Annotated in this window: 22 protein-coding genes; 15 read left to right on the top strand and 7 right to left on the bottom strand. The window is 66.3% G+C overall.

Annotated elements, in window-relative coordinates:
• The first annotated feature begins 101 nt into the window (after positions 1 to 101).
• The 15 genes from NTM_RS15575 to NTM_RS15645 all read left to right on the top strand — a co-directional run bounded on the left by NTM_RS15575 (position 102) and on the right by NTM_RS15645 (position 11,930).
• Positions 102 to 707: a TetR/AcrR family transcriptional regulator gene (locus NTM_RS15575; protein ID WP_104863540.1), complete on the top strand. Its 606-nt coding sequence runs from the start codon at positions 102 to 104 to the stop codon at positions 705 to 707.
• Between the two features lie 205 nt (positions 708 to 912).
• The gene (locus tag NTM_RS15580) at positions 913 to 1,437 is read left to right on the top strand and encodes a nuclear transport factor 2-like protein (protein WP_104863539.1); all 525 of its coding nucleotides are present in this window, start codon (positions 913 to 915) and stop codon (positions 1,435 to 1,437) included.
• Between the two features lie 249 nt (positions 1,438 to 1,686).
• Positions 1,687 to 2,964 carry an aromatic ring-hydroxylating oxygenase subunit alpha gene (locus NTM_RS15585; protein WP_163766785.1) on the top strand — a complete coding sequence of 426 codons (1,278 nt, stop codon included), beginning with the start codon at positions 1,687 to 1,689 and terminating at the stop codon, positions 2,962 to 2,964.
• Positions 2,961 to 3,305, top strand: coding sequence for a hypothetical protein (locus NTM_RS15590; protein WP_104863537.1), 345 nt, complete (start codon positions 2,961 to 2,963; stop codon positions 3,303 to 3,305). Before NTM_RS15585 ends, NTM_RS15590 begins: the two co-directional genes overlap by 4 nt.
• Complete coding sequence (locus tag NTM_RS15595) at positions 3,302 to 4,561, top strand: metal-dependent hydrolase family protein (protein ID WP_104863536.1); 1,260 nt, start codon at positions 3,302 to 3,304, stop codon at positions 4,559 to 4,561. Before NTM_RS15590 ends, NTM_RS15595 begins: the two co-directional genes overlap by 4 nt.
• A gap of 33 nt (positions 4,562 to 4,594) precedes the next feature.
• On the top strand, positions 4,595 to 5,047 hold the full coding sequence (locus tag NTM_RS15600) for a MarR family winged helix-turn-helix transcriptional regulator (protein ID WP_104863591.1): 453 nt from the start codon (positions 4,595 to 4,597) through the stop codon (positions 5,045 to 5,047).
• A gap of 112 nt (positions 5,048 to 5,159) precedes the next feature.
• A complete protein-coding gene (locus NTM_RS15605; protein WP_163766787.1) occupies positions 5,160 to 6,191 on the top strand; it encodes a ferredoxin--NADP reductase in 1,032 nt (343 codons plus the stop codon).
• Positions 6,192 to 6,213: 22 nt separating this feature from the next.
• Positions 6,214 to 6,960, top strand: a complete 747-nt coding sequence (locus NTM_RS15610) for an SDR family NAD(P)-dependent oxidoreductase (protein WP_163769504.1) — start codon at positions 6,214 to 6,216, stop codon at positions 6,958 to 6,960.
• A 79-nt stretch (positions 6,961 to 7,039) separates the two neighbouring features.
• Positions 7,040 to 8,323 carry an aromatic ring-hydroxylating oxygenase subunit alpha gene (locus NTM_RS15615; RefSeq protein ID WP_163766788.1) on the top strand — a complete coding sequence of 428 codons (1,284 nt, stop codon included), beginning with the start codon at positions 7,040 to 7,042 and terminating at the stop codon, positions 8,321 to 8,323.
• Position 8,324: 1 nt separating this feature from the next.
• Positions 8,325 to 8,660, top strand: a complete 336-nt coding sequence (locus tag NTM_RS15620; protein ID WP_163766789.1) for a hypothetical protein — start codon at positions 8,325 to 8,327, stop codon at positions 8,658 to 8,660.
• Between the two features lie 13 nt (positions 8,661 to 8,673).
• Positions 8,674 to 9,519, top strand: coding sequence for a TauD/TfdA dioxygenase family protein (locus NTM_RS15625; protein WP_163766790.1), 846 nt, complete (start codon positions 8,674 to 8,676; stop codon positions 9,517 to 9,519).
• Positions 9,520 to 9,521: 2 nt separating this feature from the next.
• On the top strand, positions 9,522 to 10,061 hold the full coding sequence (locus tag NTM_RS15630; protein ID WP_232079718.1) for a carboxymuconolactone decarboxylase family protein: 540 nt from the start codon (positions 9,522 to 9,524) through the stop codon (positions 10,059 to 10,061).
• A 96-nt stretch (positions 10,062 to 10,157) separates the two neighbouring features.
• Positions 10,158 to 11,441, top strand: a complete 1,284-nt coding sequence (locus NTM_RS15635; protein WP_163766791.1) for a cytochrome P450 — start codon at positions 10,158 to 10,160, stop codon at positions 11,439 to 11,441.
• Positions 11,438 to 11,629 (top strand): ferredoxin, encoded by a 192-nt coding sequence (locus tag NTM_RS15640; RefSeq protein WP_104863529.1) that lies wholly within the window; start codon positions 11,438 to 11,440, stop codon positions 11,627 to 11,629. Before NTM_RS15635 ends, NTM_RS15640 begins: the two co-directional genes overlap by 4 nt.
• A 16-nt stretch (positions 11,630 to 11,645) precedes the next feature.
• Complete coding sequence (locus NTM_RS15645) at positions 11,646 to 11,930, top strand: DUF1330 domain-containing protein (protein ID WP_104863528.1); 285 nt, start codon at positions 11,646 to 11,648, stop codon at positions 11,928 to 11,930.
• Positions 11,931 to 11,970: 40 nt separating this feature from the next.
• Here the strand turns inward: NTM_RS15645 and NTM_RS15650 are convergent, their stop codons facing one another.
• The 7 genes from NTM_RS15650 to NTM_RS15680 form a co-directional block, all read right to left on the bottom strand.
• Positions 11,971 to 12,756, bottom strand: a complete 786-nt coding sequence (locus tag NTM_RS15650; RefSeq protein ID WP_104863527.1) for an alpha/beta fold hydrolase — start codon at positions 12,754 to 12,756, stop codon at positions 11,971 to 11,973.
• Between the two features lies 1 nt (position 12,757).
• Positions 12,758 to 13,963, bottom strand: coding sequence for a cytochrome P450 (locus NTM_RS15655; protein ID WP_179963943.1), 1,206 nt, complete (start codon positions 13,961 to 13,963; stop codon positions 12,758 to 12,760).
• Positions 13,960 to 14,160, bottom strand: coding sequence for a ferredoxin (locus NTM_RS15660; RefSeq protein WP_104863525.1), 201 nt, complete (start codon positions 14,158 to 14,160; stop codon positions 13,960 to 13,962). Before NTM_RS15660 ends, NTM_RS15655 begins: the two co-directional genes overlap by 4 nt.
• Positions 14,157 to 15,359, bottom strand: a complete 1,203-nt coding sequence (locus NTM_RS15665; RefSeq protein WP_104863524.1) for a cytochrome P450 — start codon at positions 15,357 to 15,359, stop codon at positions 14,157 to 14,159. The genes NTM_RS15660 and NTM_RS15665 overlap by 4 nt, the downstream gene beginning before the upstream one ends.
• 121 nt (positions 15,360 to 15,480) lie before the next feature.
• Positions 15,481 to 16,317 carry an NAD(P)-dependent oxidoreductase gene (locus NTM_RS15670; RefSeq protein ID WP_232079719.1) on the bottom strand — a complete coding sequence of 279 codons (837 nt, stop codon included), beginning with the start codon at positions 16,315 to 16,317 and terminating at the stop codon, positions 15,481 to 15,483.
• 37 nt (positions 16,318 to 16,354) lie between these two features.
• A complete protein-coding gene (locus tag NTM_RS15675; protein WP_163766793.1) occupies positions 16,355 to 17,173 on the bottom strand; it encodes an NAD(P)-dependent oxidoreductase in 819 nt (272 codons plus the stop codon).
• On the bottom strand, positions 17,173 to 18,060 hold the full coding sequence (locus NTM_RS15680; protein WP_163766794.1) for an alpha/beta hydrolase: 888 nt from the start codon (positions 18,058 to 18,060) through the stop codon (positions 17,173 to 17,175). Before NTM_RS15680 ends, NTM_RS15675 begins: the two co-directional genes overlap by 1 nt.
• Positions 18,061 to 18,063 lie beyond the last annotated feature (3 nt).

Consider the following 18,063-nt stretch of genomic DNA (forward strand, 5'->3'; position numbering starts at 1 on the left):
CGCCTCCTCGGTCGCCGTCGGGCACGAACGCCGCAAAATATACCGACTGGTATCTGAATGACTCAACGGTTTCTGAGAATCTTTTGTGGCAGACTCCTGGAATGGCGGAGCGGTGGACGCGGGAGCGGCGGCTGGAACACACCCGGGGCCTGCTGCTCGACGCCGCGGAGTCGGTGTTCGGCGAAAAGGGTTTCACCGCCGCGACTCTCGACGACATCGCGTATGCGGCCGGCTACACCAAGGGGGCGATCTACAAGCATTTCGCCACCAAGGAGGACCTGTTCCTGGCTGTCAGCGACCGGTATTGGCGGCGCTATTTCGATAGTTTCGCCGAGGTGATGGCCTCGGCAAGCCGGGTGGGTGCGCATGAACTCGATGCGATCGCCGAGCGCTGGCGCCAGCTCAGCGCAGACCGCGGCGCCGACCACGCCGCGCTCGGGCTGGAGTTCACGCTGTATCTGCTGCGCAACCCAGAGGCCAGGGACCGCGTTGCGCAGAAGCGGTCTGAGGTCGTGGAAAAACTCGCCGGTTTCATCGTCGACAGCATGGACAAGCTCGGCGCCACATTGACGATCCCGCCGTTGACGTTCGCCCAGGCGCTGGTGGCGACCAGTGACTCGGTGATCCTCGGCAGTCAGCTCGACGGTGTGGATCTGTACCGGCCGGTGGTCGAGATGTACACGTCGGTGATCAAGCTGCCGGAGTGAGTTCCGGCCGGTGCCGAGCAGGCGCGAACTCGCACTGCCGGGGCCTTTTCTGTGCGATTTCGCGTCTGCTCCCGGACGGGAACCCCGCCCGGACCGGATCGGCAATTCACGTGTGTATTGCAGATACGGCTATGTATATTCAGTTCCGAAGGCGCCCGGTGGCCGTCTCGCTGCGGGCCTCGCAGGCGAAAGGAACTGCACGGTAATGGATCTCGTTGAGCGCATCGCCAAGCATCGGAGAATGGCCGAGAGCTACCGCGACAAGTACGTGCTGCAGAAGGTGCAGGACGGGGAGAGTTACGACGAGTGGGAGTTCGCCGACGATGCGGTGTACACCTCCCCGTATTTCGTCGCGGAACAGGAACTTGTGCTCAAGGACGTCGCGACCCATTGGGACACCGCGGCGACGATCGAAGCCAAGGCCTACGGCATCACCTTTCCGGACTGGAAGCCTGTCGACTTCAAGGTCTGGCCTGCCGAGAACGGATTCGTGCAGCGCTACCGCTGGGAGGGCACGAACGTCAACACCGGCGAGGTGATGGGCTTCTACTCGATCAGCTTCGTCGAAACCGACGAGGACTGCCGCATCGTGCACTGGTCCACCTACGTCAACGACGAGGAGTACGGACCGTTTCTCGAAGCGGCGATCGGTGCGCGCGGACCGTTCCACGGCGACGCCTACATGCAGGCCCTGGCCCGGCATTTCGAGAAGCACAACCTGACGTTCTGAGTCTCGTCGCTCCGGCGAGTAGACGCGAAATCGCACGTACTCGTCCCGATTCGTGCGATTTTGTGTCTGCTCGCGCGGAGCCGGACCACGGAATATCAACTACTTGTTATTGCGGGGCCGAGCGTATACCGTCGGCGTTGTCGTCTGGGCCCGAAAACCGAAAAGGCAGCTGCGCCTGATTGTTTGCCGCGACTGTCTGGACGGTGCGCACAGGCGGCACAGCAGTGTTGGCAGCCCCCAGGAGACGACATGCCCCGATTTCCGAAGCCGGCAGAAGGCAGCTGGACCGAGCATTACCCGCAATTGGGGACCGGCCCGGTGTCCTACCGCGACTCGGTGGACCCGCAGTTCTACGAGATCGAGCGCAAGGCCATCTTCAAACGCGCGTGGCTGAACGTCGGCCGGGTCGAGCAGCTGCCGCGCAAGGGCAGCTACTTCACCAAAGAACTGAAGGTGGCCAACACCTCGATCATCTTGGTGCGCACGACCTCCGGCGAGGTCAAGGCCTACCACAACATCTGCAGGCACCGCGGCAACAAACTCGTGTGGAACGACATGCCGCTGGAGGAGACCAGCGGGGTGTGCCGCCAGTTCACGTGCAAGTACCACGCCTGGCGCTACGACCTCGACGGCAACCTGACCTTCGTGCAGCAGGAGGGCGAGTTCTTCGACCTCGACAAGAGCCGTTACGGACTGGTCGGTGTGCACTGCGACGTGTGGGAAGGCTTCATCTTCGTCAACTTCGCCAAAGAGCCCGAACAGTCGCTGCGGGAGTTCCTCGGCCCGATGATCACCGACCTCGAGGGCTATCCGTTCGACAAGATGACGTCGCGGTTCCACTACCGCTCCGAGGTCAAGGCCAACTGGAAGCTCTATATGGACGCGTTCCAGGAGTTCTACCACGCACCTGTGCTGCACGCGAACCAGTCGCCGACGGCGTACTCGAAGGCCGCGGCCGAAGCCGGATTCGAGGCGCCGCACTACCGCATCGAGGGGCCGCACCGGCTGGTCAGCACGTCCGGGGTGCGCGCCTGGGAGATGGCCGACGAGATGCGCAAGCCGATCGAGGACATCTGCCAGAGCGGGCTTTTCGGCCCATGGGACAAACCGGATCTGGGTGAGATGCCGGCCGGGCTGAATCCGGCCAAATGCGATCCGTGGGGCCTGGATTCGTTCCAGCTGTTCCCGAACTTTGTGATGCTGTTCTGGGGGCAGGGATGGTACCTGACCTACCACTACTGGCCGACGTCCTACAACACCCACATCTTCGAGGGCACGCTGTACTTCCCGCAGCCGCGCACCCCACGCGAGCGCATCGCGCAGGAACTCGCGGCGGTGTCGTTCAAGGAATACGGCCTGCAGGATGCGAACACGCTGGAGGCCACGCAGACGATGATCGAGTCCGAGGTGCTCGACGACTTCGTGCTCTGCGATCAGGAAGTGCTGATCCGGCACCTGCACACCGAGACCGCGGCGTGGGTGGCCGATTACCGGAGCAAGACCGCGCCGGCCGGGCAGGGGGTATGAGCGTGGACGTCTCGACAGCCAAGCTGCCCACCGAGTTCGCCGATCTGGAGCGGTTCGCCGACTGGTGTCTGCCCAGCGAACCGCAGCGCTATGCCAAGCGGCTGGCCAGTTCGATGCCCGAGATGCAGGCCTTCTACGACGCGATCACCCCGAGGGCCGAGGAGGCGATTGCCTACTGCGACAAGTTCGCGATCGACGACCTGCCCGAGGATGTGCTCAACCTGATGCATCTGTTGTACTCGATGATCCAGGTGTCGTTCCCGGTCGAATGCTGGAAGCAGCCGAAGGTGCCCGATTCCGGTGCCACCGCGCTGGACTGCGACGGCGAACCCGTGCCGTGACGACGACCGTCATCCGTGCGGCGCGCTGGGTCGACGTCGCCGCGGGCGAGGTGCGCTCGCCGGCGACCGTGGTCGTCGTGGGCAACCGCATTGAATCTGTCGATCCTGCTGTGCCGCCGCAGGACCCGGACGAGGTCATCGACCTCGGCGACGTGACGTTGCTACCCGGGCTGATGGACATGGAGCTCAACCTGCTCATCGGCGGGCCGGGCGGACCGGAGGGGCTGCCGAGTCCGATGCACGGCGTGCAGGACGACCCTGTCTATCGCACATTGCGTGCGGCGGTGAACGCCCGCACCACGGTCGAGGCGGGCTTCACCACGGTGCGCAACCTCGGTCTGATGGTCAAGACCGGGGGATACCTGCTCGACGTCGCGCTGCAACGGGCCATCGACCAGGGCTGGCACGTGGGACCGCGCATCTATCCGGCCGGTCATGCGGTCACCCCGTACGGTGGGCACCTGGACCCGACGGTGTTCCAGCGGCTCGCGCCCGGGATCATGCCGCTGTCGGTGGCCGAGGGCATCGCCAACGGCGTCGACGACGTCCGGGCGTGCGTGCGCTACCAGATCCGGCACGGCGCGAAGCTGATCAAGGTGTCTGCCTCGGGCGGCGTGATGTCGCACAGCACCGCCCCAGGCGCGCAACAGTATTCGGACGACGAGTTCGCCGCGATCGCCGACGAGGCGCACCGCGCCGGAGTCCGGGTGGCCGCGCACGCGGTGGGTGACACGGCCATCCGCGCCTGCATCCGCGCCGGCATCGACTGCATCGAGCATGGATTCCTGGCCAGCGACGACACCATCCAGATGATGGTCGACCACGGCACCTTCCTGGTGTCGACCACCTATCTGACCGAGGCGATGGCGATCGACCGGATCGCCCCGGAGCTGCGCAAGAAGGCCGAGGTCGTGTTCCCGCAGGCCCAGGCGATGTTGCCGAAGGCGATCGCCGCCGGGGTCCGGATCGCGTGCGGCACAGACGCTCCCGCGGTGCCGCACGGGCAGAACGCCAAGGAGCTGTGCGCGCTGGTGGCGCGCGGGATGACGCCGATGCAGGCGCTACGGGCGGCTACGCTCACCAGCGCCGAACTGATCGAGGCCGACGACGAACTCGGCCGGCTGGCGCCCGGCTACCTCGCCGACATCGTCGCCGTCGGCGGCGACCCGGCGCGGGACATCGCCGCGACGCTCGACGTCCGATTTGTGATGAAGGACGGCGCGGTGGTCAAACGCGACAGCGGCGACCAGGACTAGCGTCGAGGCATGGACGGGCACGACGCGGTCGGCATCGAACTGACCGACAACATCCTGTGGCTGCTCAAGCAGGCGTTCTACTTCTCGCTGACCAGCGTGAACGAGGCGGTCGGAGAGCACGGTGTGAGCACCGCGCAGATCGGCGTACTCCGCCAGTTGTCCAACGAACCCGGCTTGTCGGGGGCTGAACTCGCCCGTCGCCTGCTGATCAGCCCGCAGGGTGTGCAGCTGGCGCTGACTGCGCTGGAGAAGCGGGGGCTGGTGGAGCGCAAGCAGAATCCCGCCCACGGGCGCATCCTGCAGGCGTTCCTGACCGATCAGGGGCGCACGGTCGCCGCGGCCGTCGTCCACGACGCGATCGCCGCGCACGACAAGGTGTTCGGCGTGCTGACCAAGGCCGAACAGCAGACTCTGCGCGAACTGCTCGGGAAGGTCGTCGAGCAGGGCACAGGGCATCGGCTCTACGCCGACCACGTCGACAACTGAACCGCCGAAACTGCCTCCAGCAGGGGCTTTGGCGAAGTTTCGCTGCCGGCAACGCCCCCGGAACGCAAATTCGCCGACCTGGAACGTCAAGTACTTGATATAGTCGGCCCCGATGGCTGAGGACTGTGTCGCCGAAGATTTCGCCCCGCTACGGATCAAACGGGTGGTGCGCGAGACCGCCGATGCCGTGTCCCTGGTGTTGGATGTGCCCGACCACTATTCGCGCCGGTTCCGGTACCAGGCGGGCCAGTTCCTGACGCTGCGGGTCAGCGTCGACGGGCGCGACCTGCGTCGCTGCTATTCGATGTCGTCGGCCCCGGCCGACGACGAGTTGCGGATCACGATCAAACGCGACCCGGGTGGGGTCGTCTCCAACTGGATCAACGACACCGCGGCGGCGGGGCACGAGCTGCACGCGGCCCCTCCCGACGGGAAGTTCGTTCTTGCCGAGGGGGTTTCGGCATCCGCACCGTTGATCGCGTTCGCCGGAGGCAGCGGGATAACGCCGATCATGTCCCTGGTGCGTACGGTGCTGGCCGAGTCGGACCGACCGGTGAAGCTGTTCTACGCCAACCGCGGGCAGGCCTCGGTGATCTTCGCCGATGTGCTCGCCGAACTCGCGGCCACTCATGGTGACCGCCTGGTGATCGAGCACCACTACGACGAGGATGCGGGTGTCGTCACCGGTGCGGCGATCGAGTCCTTCGCCGGGGACGTCACCGCCGGCGACTACTACGTCTGCGGTCCGGCCCCGTTCATGGACACGGTTGAGAAGACACTGCTGAGCGCCGGGGTGACCCCGCGGCGGCTACACCTGGAACGGTTCACCGTCGCCGAGATCGCAGCCGAGGACACCGCCGCGTCGCAGGGCACCGAACAGGTTGTGATCGAGCTGAACCGCACCACCAAGACCGCGTCTTACCGCAAAGGCGACACGCTGCTGCAGACCGCCCGGTCGGCGGGGCTGCGGGCGCCGTTCTCGTGTGAAACCGGCTCGTGCGGAACCTGTATGGCACGCATCGTCGAAGGTCGCGCCCGGATGGTCAACAACGACGCGCTCGACGACGACGAGGTGGCCGACGGGTGGGTGGTGACCTGCCAGGCGCTGCCGACGAGTCCGAAAGTGCATGTGGTCTATGAGTGACCGGAGAGAAGGTGTCGAGCGCATGTCGCGGGTGGCGGTGGTGACCGGCGGTGCGTCGGGAATGGGGGAGTCGACCTGTCACGAACTGGGTCGGCGCGGGCACAAGGTCGCGGTACTCGACATCAACGGCGAAGCGGCGCAACGGGTCGCCGAGGACTTGCGGAGCAACGGAGTCGCCGCGCTCGGTCTGGCCGCCGACGTGACCGACCGTGCCGCGGTCGACGACGCCTTCGCAAAGGTGCGGACCGAACTCGGACCCGTTCACATCCTGGTGACCAGCGCCGGACTGGTCGACTTCGCGCCGTTCCTGGAGATCTCACCTCAGCTGTGGCAGCGCCTGATCGACGTGAACCTCAACGGCACCTTCCACTGTGCCCAGGCCGCGATACCCGACATGCTCGAGGCACAGTGGGGGCGCATCGTGATGATCTCGTCGTCGAGTGCGCAGCGCGGCTCCCCGGGCATGGCCCACTACGCCGCGTCCAAAGGGGCGCTGATCTCCTTCACCCGGTCGCTCGCGCGGGAGTACGGACCCGCCGGGATCACCGTCAACAACATCCCCCCGTCCGGTATCGAAACCCCGATGCAGCTGCAGTCCCAGCAGGACGGCTTCCTGCCGCCCAACGAGCAGATGGCCGCGAGCATCCCGGTCGGCCATCTCGGCACCGGCGACGACATCGCCGCGGCCGTCGGCTTCCTGTGTTCGGAGGAGGCGGGGTTCATCACCGGCCAGACGCTCGGTGTCAACGGCGGGTCGGTGATGGCGTGACCGGCCGAGTCTGAACTCGTTGGCGAGTTCAGGCCGGAAATCAGCGAACGAGTTCAGATTCGACGGCAAGGAGGTTCCGATGGGTAAGTGGCCGAAGCCCGCCGAGGGCAGCTGGACCGAGCACTATCCGCAGCTTGGGACGGGGCCGGTATCGTTCCGGGACTCGATCTCGCCGGAGTTCTACGAGCTCGAGCGCGAAGCGGTCTTCAAGCGGGCGTGGCTCAACGTCGGTCGCGTCGAGGAGCTGCCCCGCGTCGGCAGTTACCTGACCAAGGACATCGCTGTCGCCAAGACGTCGGTGCTCGTCGTGAAGGGACGCGACGGGCAGATCCGGGCCTTCCACAACCTGTGCCGGCACCGCGGAAACAAACTGGTGTGGAACGACTTTCCGAACCAGGAGGTCAAGGGAACCTGCAGGCAGTTCACCTGCAAGTACCACGGGTGGCGGTACGGCCTCGACGGTGCGTTGACGTTCGTCCAGCAGCCAGGGGAGTTCTTCGGCCTCGACAACGCCGAGTACGGGTTGAAGGCCGTGCAATGTGACGTGTGGAACGGCTTCATCTTCATCAACTTCGACCCCGAGCCCCGTCAGACGCTGCGGGAGTTCCTCGGCCCGATGATCACCGCGCTGGACGACTACCCGTTCGAATTGATGACGGAGCGTTACGAATTCGAGGCGCACAACAACAGCAACTGGAAGATCTTCGCCGACGCATTCCAGGAGTACTACCACGTACCGTCGCTGCACAGCCAGCAGGTTCCGAGCGAGGTGCGTCAGCCCAACGCGACGTTCGAATGCGGCCACTTCCAGATCGACGGGCCGCACCGGCTGGTCTCGACCGCAGGCACCCGACGGTGGCTACTGGCGCCCGAATACATGTACCCGGTCGAAAGGGCCACGCGCAGTGGGCTCGTCGGGCCGTGGCGGACCCCGCAGACCCACCAGTCGGCAGGGCTGAACCCCGGCGGTATCGAACCGTGGGGCATCACGAACTTCCAGATCTTCCCGAATCTGGAGATCCTGATCTATCACGGCTGGTACCTGCTCTACCGCTACTGGCCGACGTCGTACAACACCCACAAATTCGAGGCATACAACGCCTTCCACCCGGCCCGCACCGTGCGCGAGCGTGTCGAGCACGAGGTCGCCTCGGTCGTCCTCAAGGAGTTCGCCCTGCAGGATGCCGGCATGCTCGGCGGCACCCAGGCCGCACTGGAGTACGGCCTCGACGAGCCGATCGTCGACGACTACCCGCTCAACGACCAGGAGATCCTGGTCCGGCACCTGCACCATGCCGCCGTCGAATGGGTGGAGAGGTACCGGGCAGAACGTGATGCCGGGCGCAATCCGGTGGGGGTCTGAGATGGGCCAGAAGAAGCTGCCCGATGCGTTCGCCGAGTTCGAACCTTTCGCCGACAAATGGTGTCTGGCAACCGAACCCGAGCGGTGGGAGATGCGGTTGACCACCCCGATGCCGGAGATCCACGCATTTTACGACGCGTTCGCCCCGCGGTTCGAAGAGGCCATCGACTACTGCGACAAGTTCCCGCTCGACGATCTGCCCGACGATGCGCTGAACCTGCTGCACCTTGTCTACTCGATGATCATGGTCTCGATGGCTGTCGAGGTCTTCGGTACCCAGAAACCCGCCGACTCCGCTGACGCCGTCATCGACCGCGTCAGCGCACCGGTGCCCTGACCCAAGGAATCCCATGTCGCTGTTGACGATCAACAAACTCACCCCGTCGGTCGGGGCCGAAGTGCTCGGGGTCGACCCTGAGCGCCTCGTCTCCGACGACACACTCGGCGCCGCCGTGCTCGACGCGCTCGAAGACAACGGCGTCCTGGTGTTCCCGGGCCTGCATCTCGATCCACAGGCCCAGGTCGAGTTCAGTTCCCGACTGGGCGCGGTGGACCACTCCTCGGACGGCCATCACCCGATTGCCGGGATCTATCCCATCACCCTCGACAAGACCAAGAACGCGTCGGCGGCTTACCTGCGGGCCACCTTCGACTGGCACATCGACGGCTGCACGCCGACCGGCGACGAGTGCCCGCAGAAGGCCACGGTGCTGTCGGCGGTGCAGGTGGCCGACCGCGGCGGGGAGACGGAGTTCGCCAATTCCTATGCCGCGTACGAGGCCTTCAGCGACGACGAGAAGGAGCGGTTCTCGAAGCTCCGGGTGGTGCACTCGCTGGAGGCGTCGCAGAGCCGGATCACCCCGGATCCGTCACCGGAGGAACTGGCGCGCTGGCGGTCACGTCCCACCCACGAGCATCCGCTGGTGTGGACCCACCGCAGTGGCCGCAAGTCGCTGGTGCTCGGCGCGTCAGCGCACTACGTCGTCGGGATGGACCGTGAGGAGGGTCAGGCGCTGCTCGCCGATCTGCTCGACCGGGCCACCCGGCCCGAACTCGTCTACAGCCACCGCTGGTCGGTCGGCGACACGGTGATCTGGGATAACAACGGGGTACTGCACCGGGCGGCGCCATACGACCCGGATTCCCAACGGGAGATGTTGCGCACCACGGTGCTCGGCGACGAGCCGATCCAGTAGCCGTGACCGGTACGCCGCGCCTGGAACCGCTTCCCGCCGACCGCTGGGACGACACCGTCACCGATGCGTTGCGGCCATTGTTGTCGCCGACGCGGATGAACCCGCGCGACGCGGGCAACGTGCTGTCGACGTTGGTTCACCACCCCGACCTGACTCGCGCGTACCTGACATTCAATGCGCACCTGCTCGTCACGTCGACCCTGCCCGCCCGGGTGCGGGAGGTGGCGCTGCTGCGGGCGGTGCACGTCCGGCGCTGTGACTACCTGTGGGACCACCACGTCCCGATCGCCGAGCGGGCCGGTATGACCGCGGCCGAGATCGACGCGGTGCGGGCCGACGGTCCCGACGAGGCGGCCGAGCGTGCGGTGATCCGGGCCGTCGACGAGCTGAGTGAGGCGAACACGCTGACCGATGCGACGTGGGCGGCGCTGCGCGGGCATTTCGACGAGCGGCAGATCCTGGACCTGATCTTCACGGTCGGCTGCTATCAGCTTCTCGGGAGCGCGGTCAACGCGCTCGGCATCCAGCCCGAGACGGACTGACGCCGTTCGTTGACGGGGCGGTGCCGGTATGAAAATCTGATACGCAATAATGAGAATCACGTTCTCACGTCGAGAGACCGTCGAAACGGAGTGAGCATGACAGAAGACCTCACCGCGGTCGACTTCTTCCGGGACAGCCGGCTGACCGATGACCCGTACCCGTTTTACGAGGCGCTGCGCAATAAGTGCCCCGTCGCACGCGAGGACCATTACGGCGTCACCATGGTCACCGGCTGGCAGGAAGCCGTCGACGTGTACAACGACGCGGAGACCTTCTCGTCGTGCATCTCGGTGACCGGCCCGTTTCCGGGGTTCCCGGTTTCCCTGGAGGGTTTGGAAGACGGAGACATCACCGATCTGATCGTCAAGCACCGCGACGACATCCCGTTCAGCGACCAGCTTCCGACGCTGGACCCGCCGACGCACACCGACCACCGCGCGCTGCTGATGCGGCTCATCACGCCCAAGCGTCTCAAGGAGAACGAGGACGCGATGTGGCAGCTGGCGGACGACAACCTGGACCGGTTCCTGGCGCCTGGTGAGGGAGAGTTCATCAAGGGCTTCGCCGGTCCGTTCACTTTGCAGGTCATCGCGGATCTACTCGGCGTCCCGGAAAGCGACCGCGAAGAACTGCTGGAGCGACTGGCTCGGGGCACCCACGGCAGCGGGCTCGGCAACGCGGACAAGACGCTCACCAAGACCCCGTTGGAATATCTCTACGAAGTGTTCGCAACTTATGTCGAGGACCGACGGGCCGAGCCGCGCGACGACGTATTGACCGGTCTCGCGACCGCGACGTTCCCGGACGGCACACTGCCCGAGGTCGGCGACGTCGTGCGCGTCGCCACCAACGTGTTCTCGGCAGGCCAGGAGACCACGGTCCGGTTGCTCAGCACGGCGCTGAAGGTGCTCGGTGATCAGCCCGAGATCCAGGCCCAAGTGCGCGAGAACCGCGATCTGCTGGGCAATTTCATCGAGGAATGCCTGCGCATCGAGAGCCCCGTCAAGGGTGACTTCCGGTTGTCCCGCGTTCCGACGACCATCGGCGACCAGCCGCTGGGTGCCGGATGCACGGTGATGGTGATCAACGGCGCCGCGAACCGCGACCCTCGGCGGTTCGAGAATCCCGACACCTTTGATCCCGAGCGCAAGAACGCGCGCCAGCACCTCGCCTTCGGCCGCGGGATCCACAGCTGCCCGGGTGCACCGCTCGCGCGTGCCGAGACCCGGGTCGGATTGGAGCGACTTCTGGATCGCACCAGTGACATTCGGATCTCGGAACGCAAGCACGGACCGGCGGGCAACCGGAACTACGATTACATCCCGACCTACATCCTGCGCGGCCTGACCGAACTGCACCTGGAGTTCGACGTCCGATGAAAGTGACGGTCGACGAGGACCGCTGCGCCGGCCACGGTATGTGCCTGACGCTGTGCCCGGAGGTGTTTCAGATGACCGACGACGGCTGGGCCGTCGCCGATCCCGAGACGGTGCCGCCGGGATCGGAAGACGCCGCGCGTGAGGCCATCGACAACTGCCCCGAGCGGGCAATCCGCGAAATCGACTGAGAACAGGAGACATACAGTGGCCAAGGGCTATGTGATCATCACCGAGGACATCAAGGACCCCAACGGCATGGCGGAGTACGCCAAGCTCGCGAGCAAGACGATGGGCAACGCCAAGATCCTCGCGTTCGGCCCGGCGGCCGAGGCGCTGGAGGGGGAGTGGCACGGCACGCAGACCGTACTGTTGGAGTTCGAGACAGTCGAGGCCGCCAAGGAGTGGTACTACTCCGACGAATACCAGGCCGCGGCGAAGCTGCGCCAGGCGGCGGCGGACTGCAACGGGATCGTCATCTCGGGCCTCTGACGCTCACTCACCGCCGGCGCGCACACACCAGCCGGATGGTTCAGTGCGCGCGTAGCGGGGCGACCGGGGTCGTCGTGGTCGCGTACACCAGCAGCTCGGCCAGCTCGCGGGGCCGCGACAGGAATGGCGAGTGGGACGCGTCGATGGACAACTGCTCGACGCCGAGGCGGCTCGCGACGGTATCGGCGAGCCAGCGGGGCATCGACCGGTCCTGTTCGCAGACAATGAAACTGCGTGGAAGATCCGCTGCCCAGAAGCTCGGCACCGACACCGGCGTCACGGTGGTGTCGCCGAAACGTTCGGGACCCAACCGGTCGAACGCCCAGCGGGCCGTCGCCTCGTCGCAGTCGTGGTAGAAGTATTTCCACGCACCCTCGAAGTCGGCGAACGTCATCGCTCCGGATTCGTCGAAGCGCAGGTAGCCCAGCATCTCTCCGACGTCTCCGTCGAATTCGCCGTCGAGCTCGACGGGGCCGCTGTCGTCGTCGCGCATCGCCATCGCCTCGGGATAGGTGCGGCCTTCACGCGGCAGCGCGGCGGCCAGGTAGCAGATGTGGGCCACCAGATCGGGTCTCGCGTCGGCGGCCAGCGTGGCGTCGAATCCGCCGCCGGAATGACCGACCAGCACCGATTTCTCGTCGCCAGCCTGTAGCGCCGCGACAATGGTGTCGCGACGGTTGTCGAGCGTCGACTCCTCGTCGATTCGCGCGCCGTGGCCGGGCAGGTCGACGGCGACGGCGTCGTGGCCCAGGGACGTCAGTTCCGCGATCGTGCGCTCCCAGCACCAGGCGGCGTGAAACCCGCCGTGCACCAACACGAACCGCATCTCAGCGCAAGACTCGCACCGGAACGTGGGACCAGCCCGCGACGTTCTGCATGGCCACTCGCCGGCATTCGTCCCACAGCACCTCGTACTGCGGCATGAAGTCGAGCAGCCGTTCGAGCGCGATCGCGCTCTCCATCCGGGCCAGCGCCGCTCCCAGACAGCTGTGCACCCCGTACCCGAAGCCGAGATTCTGCGCCTCGGTGCGGTCCCGATCGATGTCGAACTTGTCGGCGTCGGTGAACGCGTCGGGATCGCGGTTGGCCGAACCGCCCAGCAGGAACACCGGTTTACCTGCCGGGATGGTGACACCGTGCAGGGTGGTCTCTTTCATCGAGCGACGCACGTTGTACTGCGCGGGGGCCTCGTAGCGCAGCAGCTCCTCGACCGCGGCCGGGATCTTGCTGCGATCATCGAGCAGCTTTTGCCACTGATCGGGGTTCTGGGCGAAGGTCACCGCCGCGTTGCCGATCAGCTTGGTCACCGTTTCAGCGCCTGCGCCGCCGAGAAGTGTTGCAAACCCGGCGATCTCGAAGTCGTCGAGGCGCTCCATCTGGCCGTCTTCGCGCTCGATCTCGGCCTGCACCAGGCGGGTGAACATGTCGTCCTGCGGGTCGGCCCGGCGCTGCTGGATCAGCTCGTAGTACAAGCCCATCGCCTCGGCGATGGCCTGTTGGCCCTCCGGTGACATCTCGACCTGTCCCGGCTCGCGGTGCAGTGACGTGTCGACCCATTGGCGGACCTGCTGGCGGCGATCGGCGGGCACGCCCAGCATCTGGGTGATCACCTCGACCGGGAAGAACGCCGCGAACTCCTGCACCACGTCGAAGCGGTCGGGATCGGCGGCGGCGAAGCAGCGGTCGATGGTCTCCTCGACCATCGGCTTGAGATTCGCGATCTGCCGGGGCGTGAAAACCTTGTTGACCAGGCTGCGCATCTGACGGTGCTCGGGCGGGTCCATCAGGATGATCATCTTCATCGGCAACGGTTCGCCCGACTTCACCATCGCCAGGTCGAGTCCGTATGCCGAGGAGAACGTCTCGTAGTCCTTGAACGCCGCGGCGACATCGGCGTGCCGGGACAATGCGTAGAAGTCATGCTCGGGGTTGTAATAGACCGGTGCCTCTTCCCGCAGGCGCCGATACAACTCCCAGGGTCCGTTGAAGAACTCCTCGGAGAACGGGTCGAAGACGAGTTCGGCGGCGGTCACTCGTCGACGATCGAGATCGCCTGGCGGGGGCATTGCCGCACCGACTCCCTGACCCCTTGCTCGTTCTCGGGCGTCACCTCGTCCTGCAACACGTGCAAATAGTCCTCCTCGTCGAGGTCGAAGACCTCCGGGATGATGCCCATGCACACCCCGTTGCTCTCGCACAGTCCGAAGTCGACGACGATTTTTTGGCTCACTTCAGCACCCTCACCGGTACGTGGTGGTATCCGGCCACATTCTGCATCGAAACACGCTGCAGGCCGGTGAAATCGACCTCGTAGCGGGGCATGAAGTCCAGCAGGTGCTCCAGAGCGATCGCGGTCTCCATCCGGGCCAGCGCCGCGCCGAGGCAGCTGTGGATGCCGTAGCCCAGACCGAGATTCTGCGACTGCGTGCGGTCGCGGGTGATGTCGAAGGTCTCCGCGTCGTCGAAGGCGCGGGGGTCTCGGTTGGCGGCGGCCTTCATCAGGAACACCGGCTTGTTCGCAGGGATGGTGCCGCTGGGTACGTGTGCCTCTTTGATGGTGTAGCGCACGTTGTACTGCACCGGCCCGACGTAGCGCAGCAGCTCTTCGACGGCGTCCGGGATCAGGCTGCGGTCGTCGAGCAGCATCTGCCACTGTTCCGGGTGACGCGCGAACTCGACGACCGCGCTGCCGACCAGCTTGGTGACCGTCTCGGCGCCCGCCCCGCCCAGCAGTGAGGTGAAGCCGGTGATCTCGAGGTCGTCGAGTCGGCGCATCTGGCCGTTTTCGTCCGGGATCTCGGCGGCGATCAGCCGGCTGATCATGTCGTCCTGCGGGTTGCGGCGGCGCTCCTGCACCAGCCCGTAGTAGTACATGCCGGAGTCGATGTTGGCCTGCATGTTCTCGTCCGACCAGCCGAGTTGGCCCGGCTTGCGCTCCAGGCTGGTGTCGATCCAGTGCCGGACCTGCTGACGGAACTCCTCGGGCACGCCGGCCATCCGGGTGATCACCTCGACCGGGAACGGCCCCGAGAAGTCCTGCACAACGTCGAAATTGTCCGGGTCGGCCTTGCTGAGGTAGTGCTGCACGAGTTCGATGACCGTCTCGCGCTGGGACTGGATCGCCCGCGGGGTGAAGGCCTTGTTCAACAGGCTGCGCATGTGCCGGTGCTCGGGTGGGTCCATGAAGATGATGGACTTCACCGGGCCCTCTTCCGAGCGCACCATGGCCAGGTCGCATCCGCGTGCCGATGAGAACGCGTCGTGGTCCTTCAGTGCGGCGGCCACGTCGGCGTGTCGAGTCAGCGCGTAGAAGTCCTCTTCGGCGTCGTAGTAGATCGGCGCCTCGTCACGCATCCTGCGGTAGATCTCGTACGGGTTGTCGAAGAACTCCTGCGACACGGGGTCGAAGCGAAGTTCAGGAGCGGTCATATCGTGTCCTCCTTCACGGCGGGCTGCTGCCGGAAGCGTTACGAGAATTGATTTGACTGTAACGCTATCAGTTTCGGTGTGCCAGCACCGCGACATTCGGGTCCGGTTCGCGGGGCAAACATCAGGTCGCCGGAGTGGGCAGTGCCCGGTCGATCAAGGTATCGAGGACTCCCAGATCGTTCCCGGTCTCTTCAGCGACGGCCCGGATCACCGCGACGTCCTTACCGAGAAACTCGCCGATCGACTCGACGAACTGCTGTACCGATCCCGGTCCCCGGGTACCGATCAGATCGGCGGCCCGGCTGGCGCCGCTGCCGCGGCGGACGGCGGCGATCAGGCCTGCCTCGTCGACGCCGACCCGCGCGCCGAACGCCGCCGCTTCGCGCAACAAGCCCAGTTGCGCAGTCAGCAGAGTGTTGTTCAGCAGCTTCACCCACTGCCCCGAGCCGAGCCCCCCGGTGTGCAGGATCGGATCCCCGTAACAGGCCAGCACCGGCCGGATGCGTTCGAACACGGACTCGGGCCCGCCCACGAACAAGGTGATCTGGCCGGCGGCGATGTCGTGCGGTCCGCCGCTGACCGGCGCGTCGACCACCGCGATCCCCGGTGCCCGTTGGGCCAGCAGCTCGACGGTGCGGGGGCTGCCGGTGGTGTGCACCACCAGGGTCGAACCCGGCGACATAGCGTCGAGCAGGCCATCGTCCAGACACACCTGCCGGACCTGATCGTCGGTGAACACGCAGACCACGACGACATCGGCACCGTCGGCCACCGCGGACACCTCGGCGACCGGGCGCGCGCCCAATTGCTCTGCGGCGGAGCGTTTATCGCTGCTGCGGCCGAGCACCGCCACGTCATGGCCCGCCTCGACCAGGCGGGTGACCATGGGCGCACCCATGCGTCCCGCGCCGACGAAGCCGACGGTGGTCACCGGCTGTACTCTCTGCTCTTCGCGCACGCGCTCATCTCGTGCCTGATGCTCTTCGCGCAAGCGCTCATCGGCGGTGGTCCATTGCTTCCAGCGCCGCATCCGCCGCCGTGAACACCGCACCCTCGGCCGCATGCGCGGCCGCGGCCAGGCTCGCGGCGTGCCGGACGTCCTTCTGCAGCAGTGCGCCGGCGATCGGCGCGAGGCCGTCGAGCGTGCCGCCGAACACCGAGATGCTGCCGACGGCCTTACTGGTCGCCGAACCGCGGTTGAGCACCTCGATGAGCTTGTCGCGCGGGATGCCGAGTGACTCGCCGAGGTCCAGCGTGCTCACGGCGCTGCCGAGATTCGCGCTGAACAACAGGTTGTTCAGGATCTTGGTGTTTTGTCCGCTGCCCAGTGGGCCGAGGTAGACGATCGGGTCGGCATATGTCGCGAATACCGGGCGGCACCGTTCGGCGACCTCCTCGTCGCCGCCCACCATGACCAGTAGCGTGCCCTGCTCGACGGCGGGCCCGCCGCCGCTGACCGGGGCATCGATCACCGAAACGCCCTGCGAAGCCGCCTTTTCGGCGATCTCACGGCAGGTTTCCGGGTGCACGGTGCTGTGGATCGCGATGATTCCGCCCTCGGCCAGCCCGGCCAGTACGCCGACCTCGCCGTAGAGCACCTCGCGGACGTCATTGTCGCCGACGACGCACAGGCACACCAGATCGCTTGCGGCGCCCAGTTCCGCGGGGGTGGCGGCGGTCTTGGCCGGGGTGTCCGCGTACGGCTCCAGGCTCGCCTGTCGGCGTGCCCACAACGTGGTCTCGAATCCGCCCTCGGCGATCCGCCGAGCCATGGGACCGCCCTGGCTACCCAGCCCGATGAAACCGACCCGCATCAGCTCGCCTCCACTTGCTCTTGATCGCGGCCGTGCGAGCCCGCGATGCACTCATCGATGAACGACAGAATCTTTCGGTGATAGTCGCCGGCGCTGAGCCCGACGCTGAGGTTGTGGCCGCTGCCGGCCATCTCGTTGACGGCGACCCGTCCCGATGCCGTGAACAGCCCGGCGATCGCAGCCAGCGCGTCCGGACCGCATTCCCAGACCTTCTCGTGCTCGGCGACGCTGAACTGGACGGGCGCGGACAGTCGCGCGGCCAGCGCGGGGAAGTCGCGGCGCGCCCAGTGCGCGGTGACCTCGCCCTCGTAGCGCACCCCGGGCGCCGACAGCGCGCCGGTGAGCACCTCGGCGGGATAGAGATCCGCGGGTTCCCACAGCAGATCGCGCAGTCCGCCGGGCCGTGACGTGACGGTGGCGTCGCGGATGATGGCCTTTGCCGTCGGGGTGTAACGCAGCCCGGTGCCTGCCAGCTCGACGCCGATCACGTCGTCGCGCGCGGTCGCCATCCGCAGCGTGAGTTCGCAGCCGGCCGAGTGCCCGACGATGAACAGCCCCGCTCCGCGATCGCCGTCACCGAGGATCTTGTCCACCGCACCGGCAGCGGACGCGACCCGGCGGGCCGGGTCGGCGAACTCATCGGCGTACACCGCGGACGAGCCGTACCCCGGCCTGTCCAATGCGATCGTCGTGAAACCCGCTGCGGCCGCGATCCTCAGCAGCGACAGATCAGGACGGCCCGGGCAGTCGAAGTACGCCGCTGACGTCGCGCCGCCGTGCACGGCGAGAATGATCGCCCGTGGCCGCGGCACCGCGGCGACCAGCGCCGACATCGGCACGCCGTCGACGAGAACGACCCGCGGGCGTGGCGCCGCCGGCGCGGTCATCGC

Origin of the sequence: Mycolicibacterium parafortuitum, assembly GCF_010725485.1 — a bacterium.
Taxonomy (GTDB): Bacteria; Actinomycetota; Actinomycetes; order Mycobacteriales; family Mycobacteriaceae; genus Mycobacterium.